This window comes from Rhizobium vallis, from assembly GCF_003985155.1.
Lineage (GTDB): Bacteria > Pseudomonadota > Alphaproteobacteria > Rhizobiales > Rhizobiaceae > Rhizobium > Rhizobium vallis.
This window is the reverse complement of record NZ_ML133690.1, coordinates 251,417-272,656: the sequence shown is the minus strand read 5'-3', so window position 1 is coordinate 272,656 and position 21,240 is coordinate 251,417. Positions and strand designations below refer to the sequence as shown.

Sequence of the window (21,240 nt, the reverse complement as noted above, 5' to 3'; positions counted from 1 at the left end):
TGCGTGTGTGTCCGAGCGTAATCGCGCGGACACACTCTTCTTGAATCAACCGTCCAGCTTGATATTCAACGACTTGATGAGGGGTTGCCACGTCGCTTTGTCGCTCGCCCATCGCTGGGCCATGGTTTCCGGGTCGCTGGGGGGCATATCAAGACCGAGCTCGGCGTAACGAGTCTTCACCAACGGGTCTTGCAAAGCCTTGCCAAGTGCCTGAGACAGGGTTGCCACGACGTCATCCGGTGTTGCCTTGGGCACAATCAAGGAGTGCCAGGCTCCAGCCGAGAAGCCTGGCAGTCCTTGCTCAGCCATTGTGGGAACGTCCGGCAGCACTGTCAGGCGCTTCTCCGAGAAAACGGCGATCGCTCTGATTTTTCCGTCCTTGATTTGGGAATTGGCCGTCGTGTAGTCGATCACGATGCTGTCGACGATGCCGGCGAGCACATCATTCAACGCGGGAGCCATACCTTTGTATGCCACGTGCTTGAGATGAACGTTCCCGTCGCGTGCTAGGCGCTCCATGGCGAGGTGGAGAGGCGTACCGATCCCCGGGCTGGCGTACAGAAGTGGTTCAGATGCGCCCTTCGCCTTCTCCAGGTATTCAGCCGCAGTCTTGATCGGCGAGTTGCTGGGAACGCACAGAAGCAGGTTAATGCCGGCATACATGCCCACAGGCCGGAAGTCGCGGTCCGGATCGTACTGGATTTTGGGATAGACCACGGGGTTGATAATCAGCGTGCCGTTGTCAGCGCTGCCGACCGTGTACCCATCCGCCGGAGAACTTGCCAAGACCGCCGCTCCCACGGAGCTCCCTGCCCCTGGCCGATTGTCAACGACAATCGGCTTCCCAAGAGCCTCCGACATCGGGTGTCCGACGAGCCGGGCAACCGTGTCCGTCGCTCCACCGGGCGGAAAGCCGACGATCCACTTCACGGGTTTATCCGGATACGCAGCCCATGCTGGACCCGACGCTGCAAGGGTTGCGGCGGCTGCCGCTCCGGTCATAAGGAACCGGCGTCTCGTGATTTCAAAGCTTGGCATGCTACTCTCCTCCCATTGAGATACATGGCTGTGTCGATCTCCGGAGACGGTCCCCCCGCCCCCGGAGAAAACTCGCTCGCGGGCTAAGCGGACTTCCTTTGTGCGACGTTGAAACTCGACACGCCCGCGACGATCTCCCGAACGTCGTGGATGGTTTCGAGTGTCTTTAGCGAATTGCAAAGGTCGGAAATTCCGTCGGCGGAAAGCGGTGAAACCGCAGCACGAGCGCAGGAGCCAAACTTATGGAAGAGCTCCTCCCACGTCATCGGCAGCTCGACCGACCCCGGCACTCTCGATCCCAGGCGTGAGATACTGGTGCCGTCTGCGAGCAGTACTTCGATTTTTCCGTCGGGCAGTTTCGAGGTCCAGTTATAGCTGCTGTCTGGGACCGGTACGACCTTGCGGGCGAGAGCGAGGACCGTCCGATCCTTCAGCGCTTCGCTGGTGAAGTCTTCGACTTCCATCTTGCCCCTTGCCAGTGCGAGGGCGACGAGAAACGGCAAGCTGAATTTGGCATCGACAAGTGTGTTTGGAACCTGCCGTTCAGCCAAAGGCGAGCACATCCTCTGCTGGAAGTCGCCGACGAAGACTTTCACTTCCGATACCTGATCCAGCGCGACGTCGTTTTCCTTCATCAACTCGATTGCCGCATGAATGTACGTATGGGCGTTGCCGACAGCTGGCCAGTACTTGTATGTCATGCCTCCGCTCAGAAATTCCTTGCCGAGGTTGGCGACCATCTTCTCGCGATCGTACTCACCTTTGAAATAGACCTTGAACAGTCCCGCCTCGCCTTCGAAGAGGTTGCGGATGCCGGTCATCCCGCGTGCCGCAAGCCTGACGGCGTTGACGCTCGCCTGCGAGCTGAACCCGGCGTACATGCCCCGGAGGTCACTGCCGAGCCCGAAAATCTGTTCCATCGTGCCGCTGGACTGAAGGCTGGCGATGCCGAGTGCATTGGCCAACTGTGATGCGTCGAGATTGAAGATCGATCCGCCGGCCGCTGTCGCGGAGAAGCAGCCGACGACCGTCGAGAGGTTCCAGTCCATATGCCAGCCGACGTTGCAGCGGAGGCGGATAAAAATCTCCTGCCCTACGGCGACCGCGGTAATCAGCTCCTCTCCGGTCACACTCCCGCGCAGTTCCGCCAATGCGAGAACAGTCGGAACGATAGAGCTGTCGGCATGTGCTCCCCATGGTGTCTGGCTGTCAAAGTCGAGACCGTGCGCGAGCGCACCATTGGCGAAGGCAGCAGCGCCTGCCGGAACGCGATCGCCATATCCCAGGATAGTCGCCTCGCCCTTGCCAGCGCTTTCCCGAACCAGTTCGATGATCGGCCTGACCGCAGGCTCCATGCCACTCGCGGCAAGCATGACTCCGATCGTATCCAGGACACTCTTCTTAGCCGCTTCAACTGCTTCTGGCGGAAGGTCGGCGAACCTGGTGTTTACGGCGAATTCCGCAAGCTGGTGCGAGAGGTCGGCAGTGATGGTCATTTCAATGATATCCTCGTTTTGATTTCAAACTGCCGGTCAGCCGGCGAACCGGGTCTCGGGAAGTCCTTTGACCCCGAGACCATGAATAGCGAACAGGCCCCCGGCACCGGGTTCCTTGGGCGGGATGCCGCGCATCGGACGTCCCATGCTTGTGAAATAGAGGATGTCGAGATCGGGGCCGCCGAACATGATGCTGGTGATGTTCCGTACGGGGACCTCAATCACCCTGTCGACGGTCCCATCCGGCGTGTATCGGACGATCCGTCCCCCGAGGACCTTTGCATTCCAAATGAAGCCATCGGTGTCGACGGTCGCACCGTCTACCGTGCTCACGTAACCCGCATCGGAAACGAATTGGCGCTTGTCGCTGACTTGACCCGTCTCAAGATCGTAATTGTATGCCCAGATTGCCTTGTGCTCGGAGTCACCGCAGTAGAAAGTCCGGTTGTCCGGGCTCCAGCACGGTGCATTGAAGCATATGAACCCCGTATCAACCTCCGTTACGCGAAGGTCCGGGTCCAACCGATAGAGCGATCCGTTTCCTGCCGGCTTTTGGGGAATTGTCACATCGAGCGGGTGAAAGTCGTAGCCCATGGACCCCGCGAAAAACCTGCCACGCCGATCCACTTTACCATCGTTGAACCTGTAATCGGGCTGGTCGGCCAGCGGATTGCCGACGTACTCGATCCGCTGGGTGTCAAACTCGTAGAGGGCAAACCCGCTCGCGAGAGCCAGCACCGCTCCGCCCTTTTCTCGAAGAGCCATAGAGCCGATGTAGGTCGGTACATAATAGGTATGAACGTCGTTACCGTCCGCACGGCAGGACCAAATCTCGCCCGCCGTGCTATCCACCCAATACAGACGCTGTTCGCGGACGTCCCAAACCGGGCCCTCGCCTAGATTGTTCTTGCAGTCCACTAAAAGTCGAATTTCCGCCAACGCTTCCTCCCTCGCTGGTCAGTGCCAACAAGTCAAAGGCAGGCGGTCTGCCCTCCGTCGACCGAGACGATCGCACCGGTCATGAAGCTCGCGTCCTTTGTCAGAAGGAATACGATGACAGCCGCGATTTCCTCCGGCTCTCCCATCCTGCCAATGGGATGCTTCGCGTTTACCCGCTCCACTGCAGCGGGGTCCTGCAGCATGTATTCGGTGAACGGCGTCTTGGTCATGCCCGGCGCGACCGCGTTGATGCGAATGCCAAGCGGCCCGAGTTCGGGTGACATCGATTTCGTGATGCCGGAAACCGCGAACTTGGATGCTACGTAAGGGAGCCGGTTCGCCACACCCATGAGACCAGCGCCGGACGAGATGTTCACGATCGCGCGGTCGCCGGTATCGTCCTTGACCGCCTGTACGAACGCTTGGCAGAGGTTGATCGTGCCTTCGAGGTTTACCGCCATTACGCGGCCAAAGCCGTCTGGTTCCACATCGACGATACTGCCGACACCTTTGATACCCGCGCAGTTTACAAGACCGTGCAGCGCACCATGGCGTCTGCGCACATCCGCAACCGTTTTGATGGAGGCAGAGTGATCGCAAACATCCAGAGCAATGCCCTCCACCCTCGTCCGGTCGCCGATTTCCTGAACGACCTTGGAGACTCCCTCCTCCGTGACGTCGATGGCGACTACGGTCGCGCCTTCGGCATGTAGCCTCTTCACGGTGGCCGCGCCAATGCCGCTGCCGGCTCCCGTCACCAAGACCACTTTGCCATCAAACCTGTGCATGCATTCTCCTCCCATCGCAGCGAGACCCTGTCGAGAAACGCTCATAAATTTCGTATATGAAATAGGCTTTCATATGTTGAAGTTTCCGTCAACATTTTATTTGCGCAACTTGCTTTCAAATACAAAAGGGCCCGGCGAGATGCCGAGCCCTTTGAGAATTGCTGTCTCGTCGCTTATCGATCGACGGCCGCTCCTGCACCCATCCTCTTCGAGAGGTCGCGACATGTCTCCACGAGCACGTTTCGTGCCTCGGGAACCGGTACATGGGAGGCGCTGTTGAGCCTGTGAATGAACGGCGTCGTGATCGCTGCAACAGCCTCGCCGGTGTAGTCGAAGATTGGCGCAGAAAGGTTCGTCACGCCAGCGAGCGTCAGCGACGGGCCTTCGCAGTATCCGACTTCACGCACTGCCGGGAGATCGGCCAGGAACTTGTCGCGACGCTCACCGGCCTCCGTCCCCGCCAGAGTCAACAGATGCTCCAAGGCACGGTCATCCATGAACGCGGCCAGTACGCGGCCGGATGCCGAATCGAAAATCGGTATCTGCGCCCCGAGGCGGACCGAGTTCAGATTGTTGTCTGGGCAGTCGACCTGCGCAACGACCAGTAGTCGGCCGCCCTGGAGGATGCACAGGTGGATAGACTGGTTTATGCGGTTGGCCAGTTTCTGCATCGCGTCACCGGCGATTGCTGTCAGTCGGCGGATCGGTGGGTGGCGATGAGCGACTTCGAACAGTTTCGTCGTCAGCTGATATCGGTCATCGCCGCTCAGCTCGACGTAGCCTCGCTGGCTGAGGACAACCAGCATACGGAAAATCTCCGATGTTGTCCGGCCTAGCATCTTTCCGATCTCAACCTGGGTCAGCCCATCGCTGGCGGATGCAAGCAGCTCCAAAATATCGAGGCCCTTGGTGAGCGCCGGTGCGCGATATTTCTCGTCTTCGGCGGACATGTCGGTCACGGTCACTTCATCCTCGATCAGCTGCAAGTTTCGGCTACGCGTCATCACATAGCCATTCCATCACCTCACGATAAGCGTCTTCTTGCTCCGCGCGCCAGTCAAAAAACACGCCATCCTGTTGCACCGCGAAGCCCCGAAAACGCAGGGGATTCGGCATGGGTCGTGCCGCTTCGACATATAACCCACGCTTATAACCTTAACGGCTCGCTGGGGCTTTCGGCTTTACAGAGCAGGCTCGTCGGGTTCGATTATGCGCGTCGCGGGCCGATTTCGGCAGTTTGCGCTGCAGCCCGGCGGGAGGTCGGGCTCGGTTACAGTGGCGGCAAAGGTATCGACCAGGGGGAGAATAACATGATTACGAGAAGAACAGTTTTGCTCGGCACGACCGCGGCCATTTCGGCGGGTCTACTTTCGCGGGCATCGGACGTCCTCGCCGCCGAATGGCCAGCCAGACCCATCACGATCAACATCGGGAACGCGCCCGGTGGCGACGACGACACCCTAAGCCGGTTCCTGGCGCAGACAGCGAGCGAAGAACTCGGACAGCCCGTCGTGATCGAAAACCGCGCGGGTGGATCGACCACGGTTGCGGGAAACGCGGTCGCCGGCGCGAAGCCGGACGGCTACAACATTCTTTGCCTAATCACGGCCGGATTGGTTCAGACCGTCCTCAGAGATAACCTGCAGTACGGGCTAGATGACTTTGTTCCGATCGTTGGAATCGGCGGGTATCCGCTGGCACTGATTGTCTCCGCCAAGGGCGGGATCACGAGCATCGATGAACTGATGGCAGTGGCCAAGTCGCCAGACGGCGTGACATTTGCCAGCGGCGGTGTCGGCACCATGGGCCACCTGACAGGGACGATGTTCCTCAAGGAAGCGGGCGGCAAGGGTGTCCACGTTTCCTACAAGAACAACCCGGAAGGCATCCAAGCTTTGCAGGGCGGCTTCACCCAAATGATTTTCGCGTCTGCTCGCGAGGCCGCGCTTCTCAAGGACGACCCGAACTTGCGGATTCTGGCGGTAACGTCCCCTGCACGTACGGCGAACATGCCGAATGTTCCGACGACAGCTGAGATCGGTTATCCGCAGATCAACTCGCGTGTTTGGTACAGCTACGCGGCTCCAAAGGGCGTGCCCGACGAGGTCGTGACGAAGTTTTCTGCAGCGATCGTAAAGGGTGTCAACGATCCAAAATTCCAGGAACGTTTCACGCCGCTGTCGTTCCAGACGGACATCAAGACCGGCGACGAACTCGCTGCCTTTCTGAAGGGCGAGCAGGACAAGTTCCGCAAGGTCATTACGGAAAACAACATTCGATTGAACAACTAAGTTGGCGGCAAAGGCCACCAACACGTGAACGGCAGACGGCTGGGGACTGCCGTGCAATCGCCGATGGGGCCCGTTTTCGCTGCGGGCTCCCATCGGTGAAACGCGCCTCCCTGCCGATAAGACGAATTCAAGGAGTGACGATGCGCAGCTACCAACTTTTCATTGACGGCCAATTCTCCGACGGGGAGCGCGGGGAGCGTATCGAGAGCCTCGATCCCTATCACGGAAAGCCTTGGGCGGAATTAGCTCGGGCGACGCGTGGTGACGTGGATCGTGCGGTGAAGGCTGCACGTCAAGCACTCGAAGGCGGGCCTTGGTCAAAACTGACGGCGACCGCACGCGGGCGGATCATGCGCAAGATTGGCGACCTCATCACGCGTGATGCGGATCGGATTGCGGAGATCGAAGCCCGGGACAACGGTAAACTGCTGGCGGAGGTGCGTGGTCAGCTCAATGGTGTGGCCGAGTGCTGGTATTACTACGCCGGCCTTGCCGACAAGATCGAAGGGGCCTGGATACCAGTCGAAAAGCCCGACACGATGGCATTCACGATGCGTGAACCCATCGGTGTGGTTGCCGCCCTTACTGCTTGGAATTCACCCATCTGGTTCGCCACGGTTAAGAGCGCCCCTGCCCTGGCGGCTGGCTGCACCGTCGTCGTCAAGCCGTCCGAATTCGCGTCGGCAAGCACTCTGGAATTGGCGGCGCTCATCAGAGAAGCGGGGATGCCCGATGGCGCATTCAACGTTGTCACCGGGTATGGACATGACGCAGGCGCTGCGCTTGTCGAACATCCCGACGTCGCGATGATCACCTTCACCGGCTCGGATTTGACCGGAGCGAAAATCTACGAGACCGCTGCCAAACACATGAAACGTGTTGCACTCGAACTGGGTGGCAAGTCACCGAACATCGTGTTTGAGGACGCCGATCTCGACCTGGCCGCTGCAGGTGTCGTTTCAGGTATCTTCGGTGCGGCAGGTCAAATGTGCACTGCCGGCTCCCGTCTGTTGGTCCAGAAGTCGATCAAAGACGCCTTCACAACCAAACTCGTCGATCTCGCCCGCTATATCAGGATGGGTGATCCGATGGACCCGAACACCAACGTCGGCCCGATCTCGACCCCTCCGCAATTCCAAAAGGTGCTCGACTACATCGAAATCGCCAGGAAGGACGGCGCTCGATGCATCCTTGGCGGCAACAGGGCGACCGGAGCGGGTTTGAGCGCGGGACAGTTCGTTGAGCCAACCATTTTTTCAGACGTGACCAACGATATGCGGATTGCGCAGGAAGAGGTCTTCGGTCCTGTCCTATCGATCATCGAATTCGACACAGAAGAAGATGCCACGAGGATTGGCAACGACATCGCCTACGGCCTCGTCGCCGGCGTCTGGACGCAGAATATCGGACGCGCAATGCGGATGACCAAGTCTCTCAAGGTCGGAACAGTCTGGGTCAACACATACCGAGCTTACAGTTTCATGATGCCGTTCGGCGGCACGAAGAAATCCGGCCTTGGGAGAGAGAGCGGAATCGAGGCGATCAACGAGTATCTCGAGACCAAGAGTGTCTTCGTGTCCACGACGACTGAGGGCCCAACCAATCCCTTCATCATGAGGTGAGCGTTCGTATCCGCGGATACACAGTTCGAGCCGAAGTGAAATCGATACAAGAAAGTATATCAAGATGAGCGCATCGCCCATTGCCAGTCAGGCGCATACCACAGGCCATTCAGCAAGATTGGCCGGCCGAAGAATCGTCGTTACAGGTGCCGGTTCGGGTATCGGCCGAACCACCGCCACGCTTTTTGTGGCGCAAGGCGCAAAGGTCACACTCTTCGACCGAAATATCGAGGCAGTGCGAAAGGTGGCCGAGGAGATCGGAGCAGGCTTCTCAGGTGTCGATATCACCAACGAGGCGGACGTTGCGCGTGCCGTTGAAAAGGCTGCTTCCGAGATGGACGGCATCGACGGTTTGATCAATGCGGCTGGCATCATGTCAAAAGGGCTAGCCACAGAAGTGCCTGCCGACGACTGGCGGCGGATTATAGAGGTCAATCTCACCGGCACGTACATTGTCGCACGCTGCTGCATCCCTTTCCTTCAATTGCACGACCACTCCACGATCGTGAATATCGCATCCGCACAGGGACTACTGCCGAACGCCCCAGGTCACACTGCGTACGCGGCGTCAAAGGGTGGGGTCGTCAACTTGACCCGTGCCCTTGCTGCGGAACTTGCTCCAAAAATCAGGGTCAACAGCATCGCGCCTGGGATGGTGGATACCCCGATGGCCGATGGCTACCGCACCAACGTGGGCAACTATGCGCTCAAGCGCTTGGCCGACCCAGAAGAGATCGCCCGAGCCCTGCTCTTCCTCACGTCGTCGGAGTCTTCCTACGTCACGGGCGCAGCACTTGCGGTCGATGGCGGCCGCTCCTTCCACTGAAAACAAAAAAACGGGGAACACTCAAATGCAAAACGATGAACTCGCTCCGGCTCCACGTCGACCGTTGGGTGCGAAGGATGTCACGGCCGGCGTCTTCCTGGTCGCCGTCGCGTTAGGAGGACTTTACTACAATCAGGACTACGAAATCGGTTCGGCCGCCCAGATGGGTCCAGGCTACATGCCGATGTTGGTCTTCGGCCTGCTCGGTCTCCTCGGTGCTGCGGTCGCCCTCCTTGGGATTAAAGGAGAACACGATCCCCTCGAAAGTTGGGCCTGGAGGGAAATGGTCCTCATCCTTGGCGCGATGGCTGCGTTCGGCGTTCTCATCGAACGTGTCGGGATGGCGGTTTCGGTTGCTGTCGTCGTGGTCATTAGTGGGCTTGCGGACAGAGACCAGACGATCAAGGGAATTGCCGGCCTGACTGTGGCACTCGTCGCGATCTGTTGGGCAGTGTTCACTCTCGGGCTTGGCTTGAACGTGTCGTTCCTGCCCCCATTCACTCAGTTCTGAGCGAGGCAGCCATGATCGAGAACCTCGCCCTCGGCCTTTCGGTCGCGATGACGTTTCACAACCTCGGCTTTGCCTTCATCGGCTGTATGATCGGGACAGCGATCGGTGTGCTTCCCGGTATCGGTCCGCTTGCGACGATCGCCCTCCTCCTTCCGCTGACCTTCGCGTTGGACCCGATCACCGCGCTGATCATGCTCTCAGGCATCTACTACGGAGCCCAATACGGCGGCTCCACCTCGGCCATCCTTTTGAACCTCCCGGGCGAAGTCACAGCAGTTGTGACCACTCTCGAGGGACACAAGATGGCAAAACGCGGTCGTGCCGGCGCGGCATTGGCCACCGCCGCATTGGGATCGTTCTTCGCAGGAACTGTGGCTACGCTGGTCGTTGCCGCTTCAGGCCCAGTCCTGACCAACCTCGCTCTCTCGTTCGGTCCCGCCGAGTATTTCTCCCTTATCCTCCTCGGCTTGATCATCGCGACCGTGCTCGCCCAGGGCAGCATCTTCAAGTCGATCGCCATGCTCGTGCTAGGGGTAGCGCTAGGTCTTGTTGGCACCGACGTGCAGAGTGGCCAAGTCCGTTTCTCGTTTGGATTCTTCGAACTGTTCGAGGGGATCGACTTCGTAGCGGTGGCAATGGGGATTTTCGGCGTCGCCGAGATCATCCGCAATCTCGAAAATCCGGAAAACCGCAGCGGGACAGTCGCCAAGGTCGGCAGCCTCATGCTGACCAAGGAAGAGTTCAAACGGGCGACGCCATCGGTCGTCCGCGGCACCATCGTCGGGTCCATCCTCGGCATCCTCCCGGGCGGTGGTCTGGCATTGTCGACCTTCGCCTCATACATGCTCGAACGGAAGGTCTCGAAGTACGGTCATGAGTTCGGGACCGGAGCAATCGAGGGGGTTGCGGGGCCTGAAAGCGCGAATAACGCTGCCTCACAAACCTCATTCATTCCGATGCTCACCCTCGGCATCCCGGCAAATGCAGTCATGGCTCTCATGATCGGCGGTCTGATGATCCACGGCATCCAGCCGGGCCCAGGCGTCATCCAGGCCCAGCCAGCCCTATTCTGGGGTCTGATCGCCAGCATGTGGATCGGGAACCTGATGCTGCTCGTGATCAACCTGCCCTTGATCGGGATGTGGGTGTCACTCCTGAGACTCCCTTACAAATACCTCTACCCCGCGATCCTCGTGTTCTGCGCCATCGGCGTCTACTCGGTAAACTATTCTGCGTTCAACGTGTTCGAGACGGTCCTTTTCGGCTTCCTTGGATACCTGTTCTTCAAGCTCGCGCTCGAGCCGGCACCATTGCTCATCGGCTTCGTTTTGGGACCCATGCTTGAGGAGTATCTGAGGCGGGCGATGGTCGTGTCCCGTGGCAGTGCGCTCGTCTTCGTGGAGCGCCCCGTCAGCGCCGTTTTGCTGGCTATCGCCGCCCTCGCTCTCGGCGCGATGCTGCTTCCATCAATCCGCAGGAAGAAAGATCAGGCACTTGAAGAGTGACGACCGCTACCCCGTAAATAATCAAATGAATGGAAGATAAGGCTAATGGGTCAAGACCACTTCAATATTCAAGCGAGGCGAATTGTCATCGGCCTCGATGGCGATGGTCGATCGACGATCGTCGCCGACGGGCCGACCGACACTCGCGTGGCTACCGAAGGATATACAATAAATCAGATATGGCAGGCCACGCAGGTGCCGACACCCGTGATGTCCGAGAACACGTTGGGCCCGAAAGCCGTCATTCCACCGCCTCCCGAAGGCTATACTTACGTCATCACGACGTTCCCGCCGGATAGTTCGTGGGATTTCGCCGCCGGCTACGCCAAAGCGCTTGCAGACGCCGGAGCAGCAGATTCTGCGAACGAGAACGACCCGCCAGGTATGCACAAGACCGACTCGATCGACATCGTCACCATTATCGACGGAGAAATCTGGGCACTCGTGGAGACAGGCGAAACCCTCATGAAGCAGGGCGACACACTCGTTCAGAGAGGAACGAAGCACGCGTGGAACAATCGAAGCGACAAGAACTGCACGATCGCAGCGCTACACATGAGCATTGTGCGATAGTCTGCAATTCATGAACAAACCTCATAAGTACATGCGACCTAGCCCCTCTAAAATATAGAAGGCGGTGCGAGTAGTCTCGGAACAACTGCGGACGATGCGATCAATCCGAAAGGGCCGTCCGCGTAACCGGAGGAATTTCGATGCTTGCCACCATACTGCATGGACCGGGCGACGTTCGCTGCGAGGAAGTCGCCGAGCCCAAAATTTTGGAGCCGACCGACGCGATTATCCGTCTGTCGGCTTCATGCATATGCGGATCGGACCTCTGGCCCTATCGCGGTGCAAACGAAGTCAAGGACCCGATGGCAATGGGCCACGAGTACTGCGGTATCGTTGAAGAGGTCGGCGGCGCGGTAAGGAATGTGCGACCGGGTCAGTTCGTCGTCGGATCATTCTGTCTGTCGGACAACACCTGCCCACATTGCCGTTTCGGTTTCCAGTCGTCGTGCGAGCAGAGGCAGTTCATGTCCGGCGCACAAGCACCCCGCGCCCGAATTCCGCTCGCCGACGGAACTCTTGTACCGACAACCGATCTTCCACCAGATGACCTCATCCCGAGCCTGCTTGCGACATCCGACGTATTAGGCACCGGCTGGTACGCAGCGGATGCTGCCGGCGTAACCGAAGGCTCAACGGCAATCGTCGTCGGCGATGGTGCAGTAGGTCTCCTTGGAGTTCTCGCGGCAAAGCAAATGGGCGCATCACGTATCATCGCGATGAGCCGACACAAATCCCGTCAGGACCTCGCTCTGGAATTCGGCGCGACCGACATCGTTTCGGAGCGCGGTGACGACGGCGTCAAACGCATTAGGGAACTGACGAAGGGGGTTGGCGCAGAGTCCGTCCTCGAATGCGTCGGCACTCAGGAATCCATGAGCCAGGCGATCAACTGCGCGCGACCGGGCGGGAAGATCGGCTTCGTCGGCGTTCCCCACGGCGTCCAATTCGATGGCCAGACACTATTCTTCCAGCAGAAGAGTTTGTTGGGCGGCCCGGCCCCGGTTCGACGCTTCCTGCCTCACCTGATGGACCTCGTCCTGAACAGAGAGATCAATCCGGGAAAGGTCTTTGACCTTGAGCTTCCACTGACGGACGTCGCCGAGGGGTACCGAGCAATGGACGAGCGGCGCGCCATCAAGACGCTTCTGCGCTTCTAGTTTTATGGTCTTTTATCCACGAGAAGGAGCGACCTCAGTCGCTCCTTCTTTCTTTGTCACCGGATGGTGTGACCGCCATCGATCACCATGGCATGGCCGATCGCAAACCCGGCCTCAGGTGAGCAAAGCCAAAGCACCGCGGCCGCGATCTCCTCGGGCTTCCCCAAGCGCCCGATCGGTTCCATTTCCACCATGGCAGCACGGCCCTCGGCGGTTCCACCCGAGACCTCACGCATCATGTTCGTTTCAATGACACCCGGGCAGACCGCGTTTATGCGAATGCCCGCTGTCGCGTAGTCAAGCGCTGCCGACCGGGTCAGGCCGATCACAGCATGCTTTGCAGCACCGTAGACCGCGCCTCCCTTGGTACCGACGATGCCGGCCCCAGAGGACGCGTTGACAATCGCACCGCCGCCCCGCTCGAGCATGATCGGTATCTCGTTACGCATGCAAAGGAATGTACTTGTCACATTGATGTCCATGATCCGCCGCCATTCCTCGGCGTCGGTTTCCGCAAGCGGAGCCACTTTTTGAAATTTGCCCGCGTTGTTGAACGCCATGTCCAGACCGCCCAGTTCGCGGACAGTGGCTTCCAATGCTGCCTTGACCTCGCTCTCGACGGTGACATCGGCTCTGTACGCCGCGGCATCGCAGCCAAAACCCCGCACAAGCTGCGCGGTCTCCTCGGCTTTTTCTTTGTCGATATCGACAACAGCCACGCTGGCCCCGGCACGGGCAAACGCCAGCGCCGTGGCTCGACCAATACCGTTCGCAGCGCCAGTCACGAACGCTACCTTACCTTTGTAGTCGTAGTTCACCATGATTTTCCCCGTAGTTTCACTGCGCGGTCCAACCGCCGTCGACAGGCAGCGCAACGCCGATGATGAACGTCGAACCCGGTCCGCAGAGCCACAGGACGGCGTCGGCAATCTCTTCCGAGGTTCCAAGGCGGCCGATAGGCAACGCCGCAATACATGCCTCGAGGTCGAGATCGCCTGCTTCGACCATCTTTGAAACCATTGGCGTGTCGATCGTACCCGGGCATACAGCGTTGATCCGGATTCCCCGGGGTGCGTATTCGAGGGCGGCACTTCTGGTAAGTCCGATAACTCCATGCTTTGTAGCGTGATAGATCGATCGTCCTGGATTGCCGACGAGGCCACCTAGAGACGAGCAATTGACGATCGCGCCGGAGCCTTGCGTGCGCATATGGCGGAGCTCGTGCTTCATGCTCGCCCAGACACCGCGCAGGTTGATGTCCGTCACCCGATCGTAGGTGTCTCCGGTTTCCTCAGCGGCATCGGTTGCGGGAATTTGTATGCCAGCTGAATTAAACGCTGCGTCAAGTCGTCCAAACTGTCCGACCGTTGCGTCCACCATTGCCGCGACCTGGTCTTCTTTCGAAACGTCGCATGTAACAGCCAGCGCCTTATGACCCTCAGATCGCAGCTCGTGGGCTGCCGCCTCTACCGCCGCCCCGTCGACATCCGCCAGGGCAACCGAAGCTCCGCACCTAGCGAAAGCCTTAGCCGTCGCGAGACCCATCCCGGAGCCTGCTCCCGTCACAAGAGCAACTTTTCCATTGTAGTCGAACATCATACCTCCACTTATTGATCTTTGACTCGAATTTATAATCAGGCTGGCCGGCCGCCCCGACCAAACAGCGACTTCACTGACGAGAGCCTGCCGGCAATCAGGGCAGCAACGATGATCGCGCCGTAAACTGCGTCGATCCAGAACGCGGGCACCGATGACAGGATGAGAATGTTCTGGATGATCGAGAGCAGCAGGACGCCGAGGGCGGCACCAATGATTGTTCCCCTTCCGCCATTCAAATCGATCCCTCCCAAAACGGCGGCGGCGAACACCGTGAAGATCATGTTGCGGCCAAGCGTCGGCGGGGCTGACGCCACCTGCGAAAGAAGGAGGACGCCGGCGACCATCGCCATCAAGCTGCCGAACACAAACAGCCCAATGGCCAAGCGAGTTGTCTTGATGCCTGCGGCATGAGCTGCGGCCTGATTGCCGCCCATCGCGTAGATCGCCCGGCCTGTAGGCCGATAGCCCATGAATAGAGCCGCCGCCGTGATAGCGCCGATGAAGATGAGTGCCTGTACCGGGATGCCGAGAACGCTTCCCGTGCCTAGATAAAGGACTGCATCGGGGACGTTGGTGTAGGTCTGACCATTTGAGATGCCCAGTGTCAGTCCTTGGAGAAGGATCAGCATCGCAAGTGTGACGATGAACGAATTGAGCTTGAGGACCTTCACGACAAAGCCGTTGAAAACACCAATAGCCACGACAACGAGAAGCGTGATCGGTACCGCAGCGGCGACCGAGAGACCTAGCCCTGGCCCACCGCTATCACCGCCCCCGGTGAGATAGCAGAACAGGACGACGGAGAAGCCGATCGTCGACTGCAGCGACAGGTCTATAAACCCACCGATGAGAAGAATGCTTTCGGCGATCACCAACAGGCCGAGAGCTGCTGAGAATGCTAGAATATTATCGAAGATGTTGAAGCTGGTCAGGAACGCCGGATTGATCAGCGCGCCGATAGTACTGACGACGATGATGACGGGGACTAGAGCCAGACTCTTGAGACTTGGATTGCGCAATACCAATCGCAGGAAACCCGGCGTCTCAGGCCGTACGTCCGCGGCAGTCGTTGCTGCGTGGGCGTCGTTATTGGCCATTTTCATTCCCCCTGGATTGCCAAGGCGAGCTCATGACCGGAGAACGGTGCTTTGAGCTCGCGATGAAACTTGCCCCGGAACATCACGATGACCCGGTGGCAGATTGAAAAATCGTCGTCTTCTGCAGAGGCGATCAGCACGGCCTTTCCAGCGGCTGCATTGCTCTTGACGGTTTCGTAGATCGACCATTTCGCGGCGACGTCGACGCCGGCCGTCGGGTTCATCAGAACGATGACTCTTGGATCGGTCGACATCGCTCGAGCCAAGACGACCTTCTGCTGGTTGCCTCCGCTCAATTCCTCCACCGGTTGATCCGGACCGTCCGATTTGATCGACCATGCGCCACTCAAATGTCGGTAGGCCTTTTCACGGGCGGAGCGCGTGAGCATTCCTACAGAGTTTCTAAGTGCGCCCATGATCGGCAGCGTGGCATTCTCGGAGACGCTCAGAGCCGGTACGTAGCCGCCGTCGTGCCTGTCTTCCGGAATAAAGCCGATGCCGGCTTTCAAACTGGCAGGAACGCCAAAACCGGAAACCTGCTTGTCTCCGACGGAAACGGTCCCGGAGGCATCTGATCGGAGGCCGCATATCGCCTGCGCGACACGCATGTGTCCCGCACCTTCAAGCCCGGCCAGCCCAACGCACTCGCCTTCTGAAACGCTCAGGTCGATCTCACTGATTCCGTTGCCGATCGATAGGTTTTCCACGGCGAGCAGTCTCTTTGAATTGTTCGGGAGCTCAGTCGGCACGATCGCGTCGCTCCTCGCGCGTGTCTCGCCGATCATGGCTCCAACGATGTCCTTTATCCCGAGGCCCTCCAGCTTGCGATCCAGCACCACACGGCCATCTCGCAATACGACGGTGTGGTCGCAGACGTCGAAGGACTCCTCGAGATGGTGTGACACAAAAATCAAGGATACGCCCCGCGACCGGGCTTCTCGAATTCGAGCGAACAGTCGCTGCGCGCTCGCGTAGTCCAATCCGGCTGTCGGCTCGTCGAGGAGCAGCACGCTCGGGTTCCGCGACAACGCGCGGCATATTTCGACGATCTTCTTTTCCACGGGCGCGAGGTTCTCGACCGCTATGTTCGCGACGTCGGCGCAATCCCACTCGGCAAGCATCTCTACGCCGCGACGCCGTAGCACACGCCAATCGATGGCTCCCGCTTTTGTGTGATAATTGTTGAGGCTGACGTTCTCTGCCGCTGTGAACCCAGGCACCAGAGTGCTGCGTTGATAGACACACTCAATCCCCCCTCCTGCTCCGAAATTTCCGAATTCGAGGGTGCCGGTGTCGGGTTTTTGAAGACCTGTAATGATTGATATCAACGTGGACTTACCAGCGCCGTTTCGACCAAAAAGAGCAAGCGACGAGCCTTGCTTCACTGACAACGAAACGTCGTCGAGCGCGTGCACTGCGCCGAATGTCTTGGATATACCGGTAGCGACAACAGCTGGGCTTGGTTCGGCCATTAGTCTCTCCTAACATGTCAAGAACAGAAGCTGGCAGGCGGCCCGCGATAAGGCCGCCTGCCCCCGACGAGATTACTTCTTGTTTGCCCAGAGAGACGGGTCGTCGACGTTTTGGGCCAGAACCGCGATAGGCGGAAGAAGGTCGCGAAGCGTGCCATCGATCTCGACGATCTTCGTCCCGTGATCGGTATCGCCGGCGACGATCTTCTCGCCGTTCATTGCCTTCACCAAATACCCAACGCCGTATTTCGCAATGTCGGCGAGCGGTTGGGCGACAGAGGCGGTCAGATAACCCTCCCGTACGGACGCGAGCTCGTTCGGAGTTCCGTCAACAACGACAAACGGCACATGCCCTTCTTCGGTCACCTTGTGCAGCCGATCCTGTTTTTTCAGAATGGAAAGCACCGGTGTCAGGCATTGGGCGGCCGCCGCGAACACGCCGTCGACCTGTTTGGTCGACATTTCGGTCTGCGCTACTCGCGCGCACACTTCAGAAGACCAGTTGAACGGCTGTGACGATACCTTCACGTCCGGGTAGTCCTTGGACATGCAGTCGGTGAAGCCTTTGCTCCGACCCTGGGCGGCTTGGTTGTCGAGGGAGCCTTGGAGGTTGAGAACGGTGCCCTTGCCCTTGATCCGGTCTCCGATGATCTTGCAGGCCATAGCTCCGCCGCCATAGTTGTCGGTGGCGACCTGAACCGGGATCGGTCCGGACGATACAGAGCCATCAACTGGCACAACCGTAACACCTTGTGCCGTCGCTCGTTTGATAATCGGAACGATAGCCTTGGCATCGACGGGATCGATCAGCAGACCCTTGACGCCGCTGGACACAAGGATGTTGACCTGATTGGCCTGCTTGCTTGCGTCGCTGTCGGAGTGCGCCAGGCGTGGCGTGTACCCGGCGGCTGTAATTGCCCCTTCGATTTCCTTTGCGAACGTGCTGAGGAACGACGTGTTCACATCGAAGCCAACATATCCGATCTCGCCCTTGTCCTGCGCCCAGGCTCCCTGCCAGCCCCCAAAAGCCGTGGACACGAATAGCACGGCTCCAACAAGTTTCTTATTAAGCGACATAAACTTCCTCCTCTTGAGTGATAGACCATTGGGACGGTTAGGGTTTCCCCGGCGGCCCGTCCGCCCGCCGGGATGTCTGCAACACCTCCCGGTGCTGCTGCCTGCGCCACGAACGACAGCGTTCTCAAGGCATAGGGTCTCCGATCGACGGGCCGGATGGTCCGTCGCTTGTCATCTTGGTTTTGGCTGCATTCAGCCTTGGGCTGCGTAGCTAAGTCGAATATGCATTACCGCTGTGCGGTAGTATGAACGGCCCCAGCTTGAGGGCTATCGACGACTTCAGGCTCCAGGTCTTCCAACGACTGCTTGTTTGTCTCAAGTCCTGCCACAGCCATGACCAAGGCGACCAAGAGATAGAGTCCCGATATCGCGCCGATCACGCCGGTGATCCCGAAATTCTCAAACAGGTAGAGCACGATGAAGGGCGAAACGATGAGACCAGCGCGTCCAACCATCTGTGCCAGACCACCGCCTCGGAAGCGATATTCCGTGGGGAACAGTTCAGGCGTGCCACCAAGGCCGAGCGTCAAGAAGACAGCCACAGCGGAGACCAGAAGGAAACCGCAGGTGATGACCGCGACCGGCGCTTCCAGGAACGGGTAGACCGCACCCACTGCGGCACAGATCACACCGAAGAGAACGATGCCCCAGCGGCGACCGATACGGTCGGAAAGAAGCGCGCAGATCAGGGGTCCGGCAAGAAACCCAGCCATCATCGCGGTGTTGAAACCAAGCGACTTCGTGACGCTCATCCCTTGCTGGACGAAGAAGGTCGGCATCCATCCTGTGAGACTGTAAGAACCGAAAAGGCAGACTACGTTCAGCATGATGGCCATCATGGTGCGGCTTATGACGCCCTTCGAAAACAGCACGCCAAACGACACCGACTTCGACGGTGCCCCGCCAATCTTGGTCGCAGGCCGATGGGGAGCAACATACGGCGTTACACCAGCTTCAACCTCGATTTCACGGACGATGGCATCAGCTTCCTCGCCGCGGCCGACGCGTTCCAGCCAACGCGGGGATTCTGGCAGATGCCGACGAAGCCACCAGACCCAGATGGTGCCGAGACCACCAATGACGAACATGGCGCGCCATCCGATGTTCGGGATCACGACCATGCCCACGAGAGAGCTGGCGAATACACCAGCACCAGCGATGAGCCCGAGCAGTCCGATGTACCGACCGCGCTTGGAGGGCGGAACGAATTCCGTGACAAGGCCATAGCCCATCACATATTCGGCTCCCATGCCGATACCCATGAAGAAGCGGATACCGATCAAGACCTCCATGTTGGGAGCGACCGCGGAGGCTAGTGCCATCACGCCGAAGATCAGAAGGTTGAACTGATAGGCGAACAGACGTCCGTACCGGTCGCTGAGCCATCCCGCGAAGGCCGCCCCGATCGTGAGACCAACGAATGTCGCGGACATGAACAGGGAATTCAGTTCGAGCGTTGACCACCCGCTCTTCAACAGCTGTGCAAGCACGGCTCCCGACAGGGTGTTGTCGAACGAGTCGAAGAACATCCCGAGACCGACGAGCCACAACATGCGGCGGTGAAAAGCAAACACTGGCAGGCGATCAAGACGGGCACCTGCATTGACTACAGCTGACATGGCAGCTCTCTCCTTGCGTTGAGGAGGAGCGGCGAGCAAACGGTCCACGCCTGTATGGCTGTAGATCGCTCGGAAATCCGATTGTAGATCACTTTCTCCTCCATCATTTCATTCTGCCGCACCCCTCCCTGAGGCGGCTAGGCTCCATCAAGACCGCGCATTTTGGCTTGGCATTGAGGAACATGACGAGAAGCTTATGGTAGTGGCGGCCTGACGAACAGAAGAGCATGTTGAAAAGCTATAGGACCGGATTATAACCGGCGGCGCAAATAAAGGCCTCAACTAAGGGAATGATTTTGCTTTCTATTCCATGATTTTTTGCGTCTCAATCTCGCCGAATTTCGCTCTTGCGAACCAACGTCGCTTAAAGGCTCATAAAACAATTTATTGCTTTTAGGCCGAAGCTGACCCTTCATTCTCCGCGAGGTGGCTCGTTCACAGGGCCAAGGAGGAGAGCGTTTTGGCATCGAAAAGCGACGGTAATGAATCACCCGCCAACAGCCCCGTGCGATCAATCGATCCACGCAAACTTATGTATTTTGGCCTCATCGTACAGCTCGGAAGCCTGGGGAAAGCAGCGAAAGCGCTTGGCATTTCCCAACCTGCCCTATCCATTTCGATGGACCGACTGGAGGAGGAATTGAAGACATCGCTGCTCGTGCGCACGCCAACCGGGGTTGAGCCGACGGCCATGGGCGAAAGCCTGGTGCGCTACGCCAGGCAGATTTTCGAATGCGTCTCGGCGGTCGAGAGCGCGGTGTTTGGGACAGGTGTCGCAAGCAAAGAAATCCTGAGCTTCGGATGCTTACCCACGCTGGCGGGAAGCGTGATACCCCAGGCCATAGGTCGTTGGCGGCAAACCCATCCTGAATGGGAGCTACAGGTGACGGAGCGCCCACAAAACGAGCTACTATGGGGATTACTTAGGCGGGAATACGATTTCGCAGTTGGCGTCGTCGACAGGGACAATCAAGCTTACGGGTTGCGACAGCGTGTCCTTTTCCGCGAACGCCTCTACGTTGCTGCTCGGCCGGATCACCCGCTCTCGAAAAAAGAGACCGTCACAATACGGGACCTGACCCACTACCCTTGGGTATCGCCAACGACGGGATGGCGAAACACCGCGCTCGAGCACATTTTGGAGCCAGCGGGCTTGAGCCTTTACCACAAGGTGACGGTATGCAGCTCGATAACACTGCTCAAGTCGCTAGTCGCCGAGAGTAATAACCTGGCATTGCTTCCCGCGCACGCCGTGAAAGAGGAAATGGCCAGCAACAAGCTCACGTTGCTGCCGCTAAGCCAGGAGAACCTCGAACGGAGCATCGCGGTGTTCATTCGAGAGGGGGCCACGCCCGACAGGCCAAGCCTAGCTCTCCTAAACCTGATCAGGGAACAAGGGCGCACGCGCTATATCCAGGAAAGTGGAAACGACGGCTAGGTCGACTGATCCCAGTTTCGGCCAAACCGTCGAGAAGCCGTGGGAAGCCTCCTACGTGGCCGCGGCTCTCCTGTTGCTGCCCCATAAGTAAATTTATCGGCTATCGCGGCAGTCGCCCATTCTCAGTTTCCAACCCAACCCGAAAATCCTATTCATAGCGCAGAGGAAATCCACCGCGCCGTAAGCAACGGC

Annotated in this window: 19 protein-coding genes; 8 read left to right on the top strand and 11 right to left on the bottom strand. The window is 58.7% G+C overall.

Translation table 11 applies throughout. The annotated features are described in order from the left end of the window. Positions 1–45 precede the first annotated feature (45 nt). From EFQ99_RS16805 to EFQ99_RS16785, 5 genes are all read right to left on the bottom strand, one after another. Positions 46–1,038, bottom strand: coding sequence for a Bug family tripartite tricarboxylate transporter substrate binding protein (locus EFQ99_RS16805; protein WP_126922129.1), 993 nt, complete (start codon positions 1,036–1,038; stop codon positions 46–48). Positions 1,039–1,121: 83 nt separating this feature from the next. Continuing rightward, positions 1,122–2,534, bottom strand: a complete 1,413-nt coding sequence (locus EFQ99_RS16800) for an MmgE/PrpD family protein (protein WP_126922128.1) — start codon at positions 2,532–2,534, stop codon at positions 1,122–1,124. A 36-nt stretch (positions 2,535–2,570) separates the two neighbouring features. Then, on the bottom strand, positions 2,571–3,473 hold the full coding sequence (locus EFQ99_RS16795; protein ID WP_126922127.1) for an SMP-30/gluconolactonase/LRE family protein: 903 nt from the start codon (positions 3,471–3,473) through the stop codon (positions 2,571–2,573). Positions 3,474–3,505: 32 nt separating this feature from the next. Then, positions 3,506–4,261 carry an SDR family NAD(P)-dependent oxidoreductase gene (locus EFQ99_RS16790; protein WP_126922126.1) on the bottom strand — a complete coding sequence of 252 codons (756 nt, stop codon included), beginning with the start codon at positions 4,259–4,261 and terminating at the stop codon, positions 3,506–3,508. A 173-nt stretch (positions 4,262–4,434) separates the two neighbouring features. Continuing rightward, positions 4,435–5,265, bottom strand: a complete 831-nt coding sequence (locus tag EFQ99_RS16785) for an IclR family transcriptional regulator (RefSeq protein WP_245441517.1) — start codon at positions 5,263–5,265, stop codon at positions 4,435–4,437. A gap of 306 nt (positions 5,266–5,571) precedes the next feature. On the opposite strand from EFQ99_RS16785, the gene EFQ99_RS16780 reads away from it, so the two are divergent. From EFQ99_RS16780 to EFQ99_RS16750, 7 genes are all read left to right on the top strand, one after another. Beyond that, complete coding sequence (locus EFQ99_RS16780; RefSeq protein WP_126922125.1) at positions 5,572–6,552, top strand: Bug family tripartite tricarboxylate transporter substrate binding protein; 981 nt, start codon at positions 5,572–5,574, stop codon at positions 6,550–6,552. Positions 6,553–6,692: 140 nt separating this feature from the next. Continuing rightward, positions 6,693–8,174: an aldehyde dehydrogenase gene (locus tag EFQ99_RS16775; protein ID WP_126922124.1), complete on the top strand. Its 1,482-nt coding sequence runs from the start codon at positions 6,693–6,695 to the stop codon at positions 8,172–8,174. Positions 8,175–8,238: 64 nt separating this feature from the next. After that, entirely contained in the window at positions 8,239–9,000 is a 762-nt protein-coding gene (locus tag EFQ99_RS16770) for an SDR family NAD(P)-dependent oxidoreductase (protein WP_126922123.1), read from the top strand. 25 nt (positions 9,001–9,025) lie between these two features. Further along, complete coding sequence (locus tag EFQ99_RS16765) at positions 9,026–9,511, top strand: tripartite tricarboxylate transporter TctB family protein (protein WP_126922122.1); 486 nt, start codon at positions 9,026–9,028, stop codon at positions 9,509–9,511. Positions 9,512–9,522: 11 nt separating this feature from the next. Beyond that, positions 9,523–11,016: a tripartite tricarboxylate transporter permease gene (locus EFQ99_RS16760; RefSeq protein WP_126922121.1), complete on the top strand. Its 1,494-nt coding sequence runs from the start codon at positions 9,523–9,525 to the stop codon at positions 11,014–11,016. Positions 11,017–11,061: 45 nt separating this feature from the next. After that, a complete protein-coding gene (locus tag EFQ99_RS16755; protein ID WP_126922120.1) occupies positions 11,062–11,589 on the top strand; it encodes a cupin domain-containing protein in 528 nt (175 codons plus the stop codon). Between the two features lie 140 nt (positions 11,590–11,729). Then, entirely contained in the window at positions 11,730–12,746 is a 1,017-nt protein-coding gene (locus EFQ99_RS16750; RefSeq protein ID WP_126922119.1) for a zinc-dependent alcohol dehydrogenase family protein, read from the top strand. Positions 12,747–12,802: 56 nt separating this feature from the next. Here EFQ99_RS16750 and EFQ99_RS16745 read toward each other — a convergent pair whose 3' ends face one another. The 6 genes from EFQ99_RS16745 to EFQ99_RS16720 all read right to left on the bottom strand — a co-directional run bounded on the left by EFQ99_RS16745 (position 12,803) and on the right by EFQ99_RS16720 (position 19,610). Next, positions 12,803–13,567: a glucose 1-dehydrogenase gene (locus EFQ99_RS16745; RefSeq protein WP_126922118.1), complete on the bottom strand. Its 765-nt coding sequence runs from the start codon at positions 13,565–13,567 to the stop codon at positions 12,803–12,805. Between the two features lie 16 nt (positions 13,568–13,583). Then, positions 13,584–14,345, bottom strand: a complete 762-nt coding sequence (locus tag EFQ99_RS16740; protein ID WP_126922117.1) for a glucose 1-dehydrogenase — start codon at positions 14,343–14,345, stop codon at positions 13,584–13,586. A gap of 35 nt (positions 14,346–14,380) precedes the next feature. Further along, on the bottom strand, positions 14,381–15,442 hold the full coding sequence (locus EFQ99_RS16735; protein WP_126922116.1) for an ABC transporter permease: 1,062 nt from the start codon (positions 15,440–15,442) through the stop codon (positions 14,381–14,383). A gap of 2 nt (positions 15,443–15,444) precedes the next feature. Continuing rightward, on the bottom strand, positions 15,445–16,914 hold the full coding sequence (locus EFQ99_RS16730; protein WP_126922115.1) for a sugar ABC transporter ATP-binding protein: 1,470 nt from the start codon (positions 16,912–16,914) through the stop codon (positions 15,445–15,447). Positions 16,915–16,986: 72 nt separating this feature from the next. Then, the gene (locus EFQ99_RS16725; protein ID WP_126922114.1) at positions 16,987–17,991 is read right to left on the bottom strand and encodes a sugar ABC transporter substrate-binding protein; all 1,005 of its coding nucleotides are present in this window, start codon (positions 17,989–17,991) and stop codon (positions 16,987–16,989) included. A gap of 227 nt (positions 17,992–18,218) precedes the next feature. After that, the gene (locus EFQ99_RS16720; protein WP_126922113.1) at positions 18,219–19,610 is read right to left on the bottom strand and encodes an MFS transporter; all 1,392 of its coding nucleotides are present in this window, start codon (positions 19,608–19,610) and stop codon (positions 18,219–18,221) included. A gap of 460 nt (positions 19,611–20,070) precedes the next feature. Here EFQ99_RS16720 and EFQ99_RS16715 point away from each other — a divergent pair, with 460 nt between their 5' ends. After that, the gene (locus EFQ99_RS16715) at positions 20,071–21,048 is read left to right on the top strand and encodes a LysR family transcriptional regulator (protein WP_126922112.1); all 978 of its coding nucleotides are present in this window, start codon (positions 20,071–20,073) and stop codon (positions 21,046–21,048) included. Positions 21,049–21,240 lie beyond the last annotated feature (192 nt).

Bases quoted from the DNA above. Each gene is read 5' to 3' on its own strand.
- EFQ99_RS16755 (WP_126922120.1), top strand. From the start codon at position 11,062: ATGGGTCAAGACCACTTCAATATTCAAGCGAGGCGAATTGTCATCGGC.
- EFQ99_RS16780 (WP_126922125.1), top strand. From the start codon at position 5,572: ATGATTACGAGAAGAACAGTTTTGCTCGGCACGACCGCGGCCATTTCG.
- EFQ99_RS16765 (WP_126922122.1), top strand. From the start codon at position 9,026: ATGCAAAACGATGAACTCGCTCCGGCTCCACGTCGACCGTTGGGTGCG.
- EFQ99_RS16720 (WP_126922113.1), bottom strand. From the start codon at position 19,610: ATGTCAGCTGTAGTCAATGCAGGTGCCCGTCTTGATCGCCTGCCAGTG.
- EFQ99_RS16760 (WP_126922121.1), top strand. From the start codon at position 9,523: ATGATCGAGAACCTCGCCCTCGGCCTTTCGGTCGCGATGACGTTTCAC.
- EFQ99_RS16775 (WP_126922124.1), top strand. From the start codon at position 6,693: ATGCGCAGCTACCAACTTTTCATTGACGGCCAATTCTCCGACGGGGAG.
- EFQ99_RS16750 (WP_126922119.1), top strand. From the start codon at position 11,730: ATGCTTGCCACCATACTGCATGGACCGGGCGACGTTCGCTGCGAGGAA.
- EFQ99_RS16790 (WP_126922126.1), bottom strand. From the start codon at position 4,261: ATGCACAGGTTTGATGGCAAAGTGGTCTTGGTGACGGGAGCCGGCAGC.
- EFQ99_RS16745 (WP_126922118.1), bottom strand. From the start codon at position 13,567: ATGGTGAACTACGACTACAAAGGTAAGGTAGCGTTCGTGACTGGCGCT.
- EFQ99_RS16725 (WP_126922114.1), bottom strand. From the start codon at position 17,991: ATGTCGCTTAATAAGAAACTTGTTGGAGCCGTGCTATTCGTGTCCACG.
- EFQ99_RS16735 (WP_126922116.1), bottom strand. From the start codon at position 15,442: ATGGCCAATAACGACGCCCACGCAGCAACGACTGCCGCGGACGTACGG.
- EFQ99_RS16805 (WP_126922129.1), bottom strand. From the start codon at position 1,038: ATGCCAAGCTTTGAAATCACGAGACGCCGGTTCCTTATGACCGGAGCG.
- EFQ99_RS16800 (WP_126922128.1), bottom strand. From the start codon at position 2,534: ATGACCATCACTGCCGACCTCTCGCACCAGCTTGCGGAATTCGCCGTA.
- EFQ99_RS16785 (WP_245441517.1), bottom strand. From the start codon at position 5,265: ATGACGCGTAGCCGAAACTTGCAGCTGATCGAGGATGAAGTGACCGTG.
- EFQ99_RS16770 (WP_126922123.1), top strand. From the start codon at position 8,239: ATGAGCGCATCGCCCATTGCCAGTCAGGCGCATACCACAGGCCATTCA.
- EFQ99_RS16730 (WP_126922115.1), bottom strand. From the start codon at position 16,914: ATGGCCGAACCAAGCCCAGCTGTTGTCGCTACCGGTATATCCAAGACA.
- EFQ99_RS16740 (WP_126922117.1), bottom strand. From the start codon at position 14,345: ATGATGTTCGACTACAATGGAAAAGTTGCTCTTGTGACGGGAGCAGGC.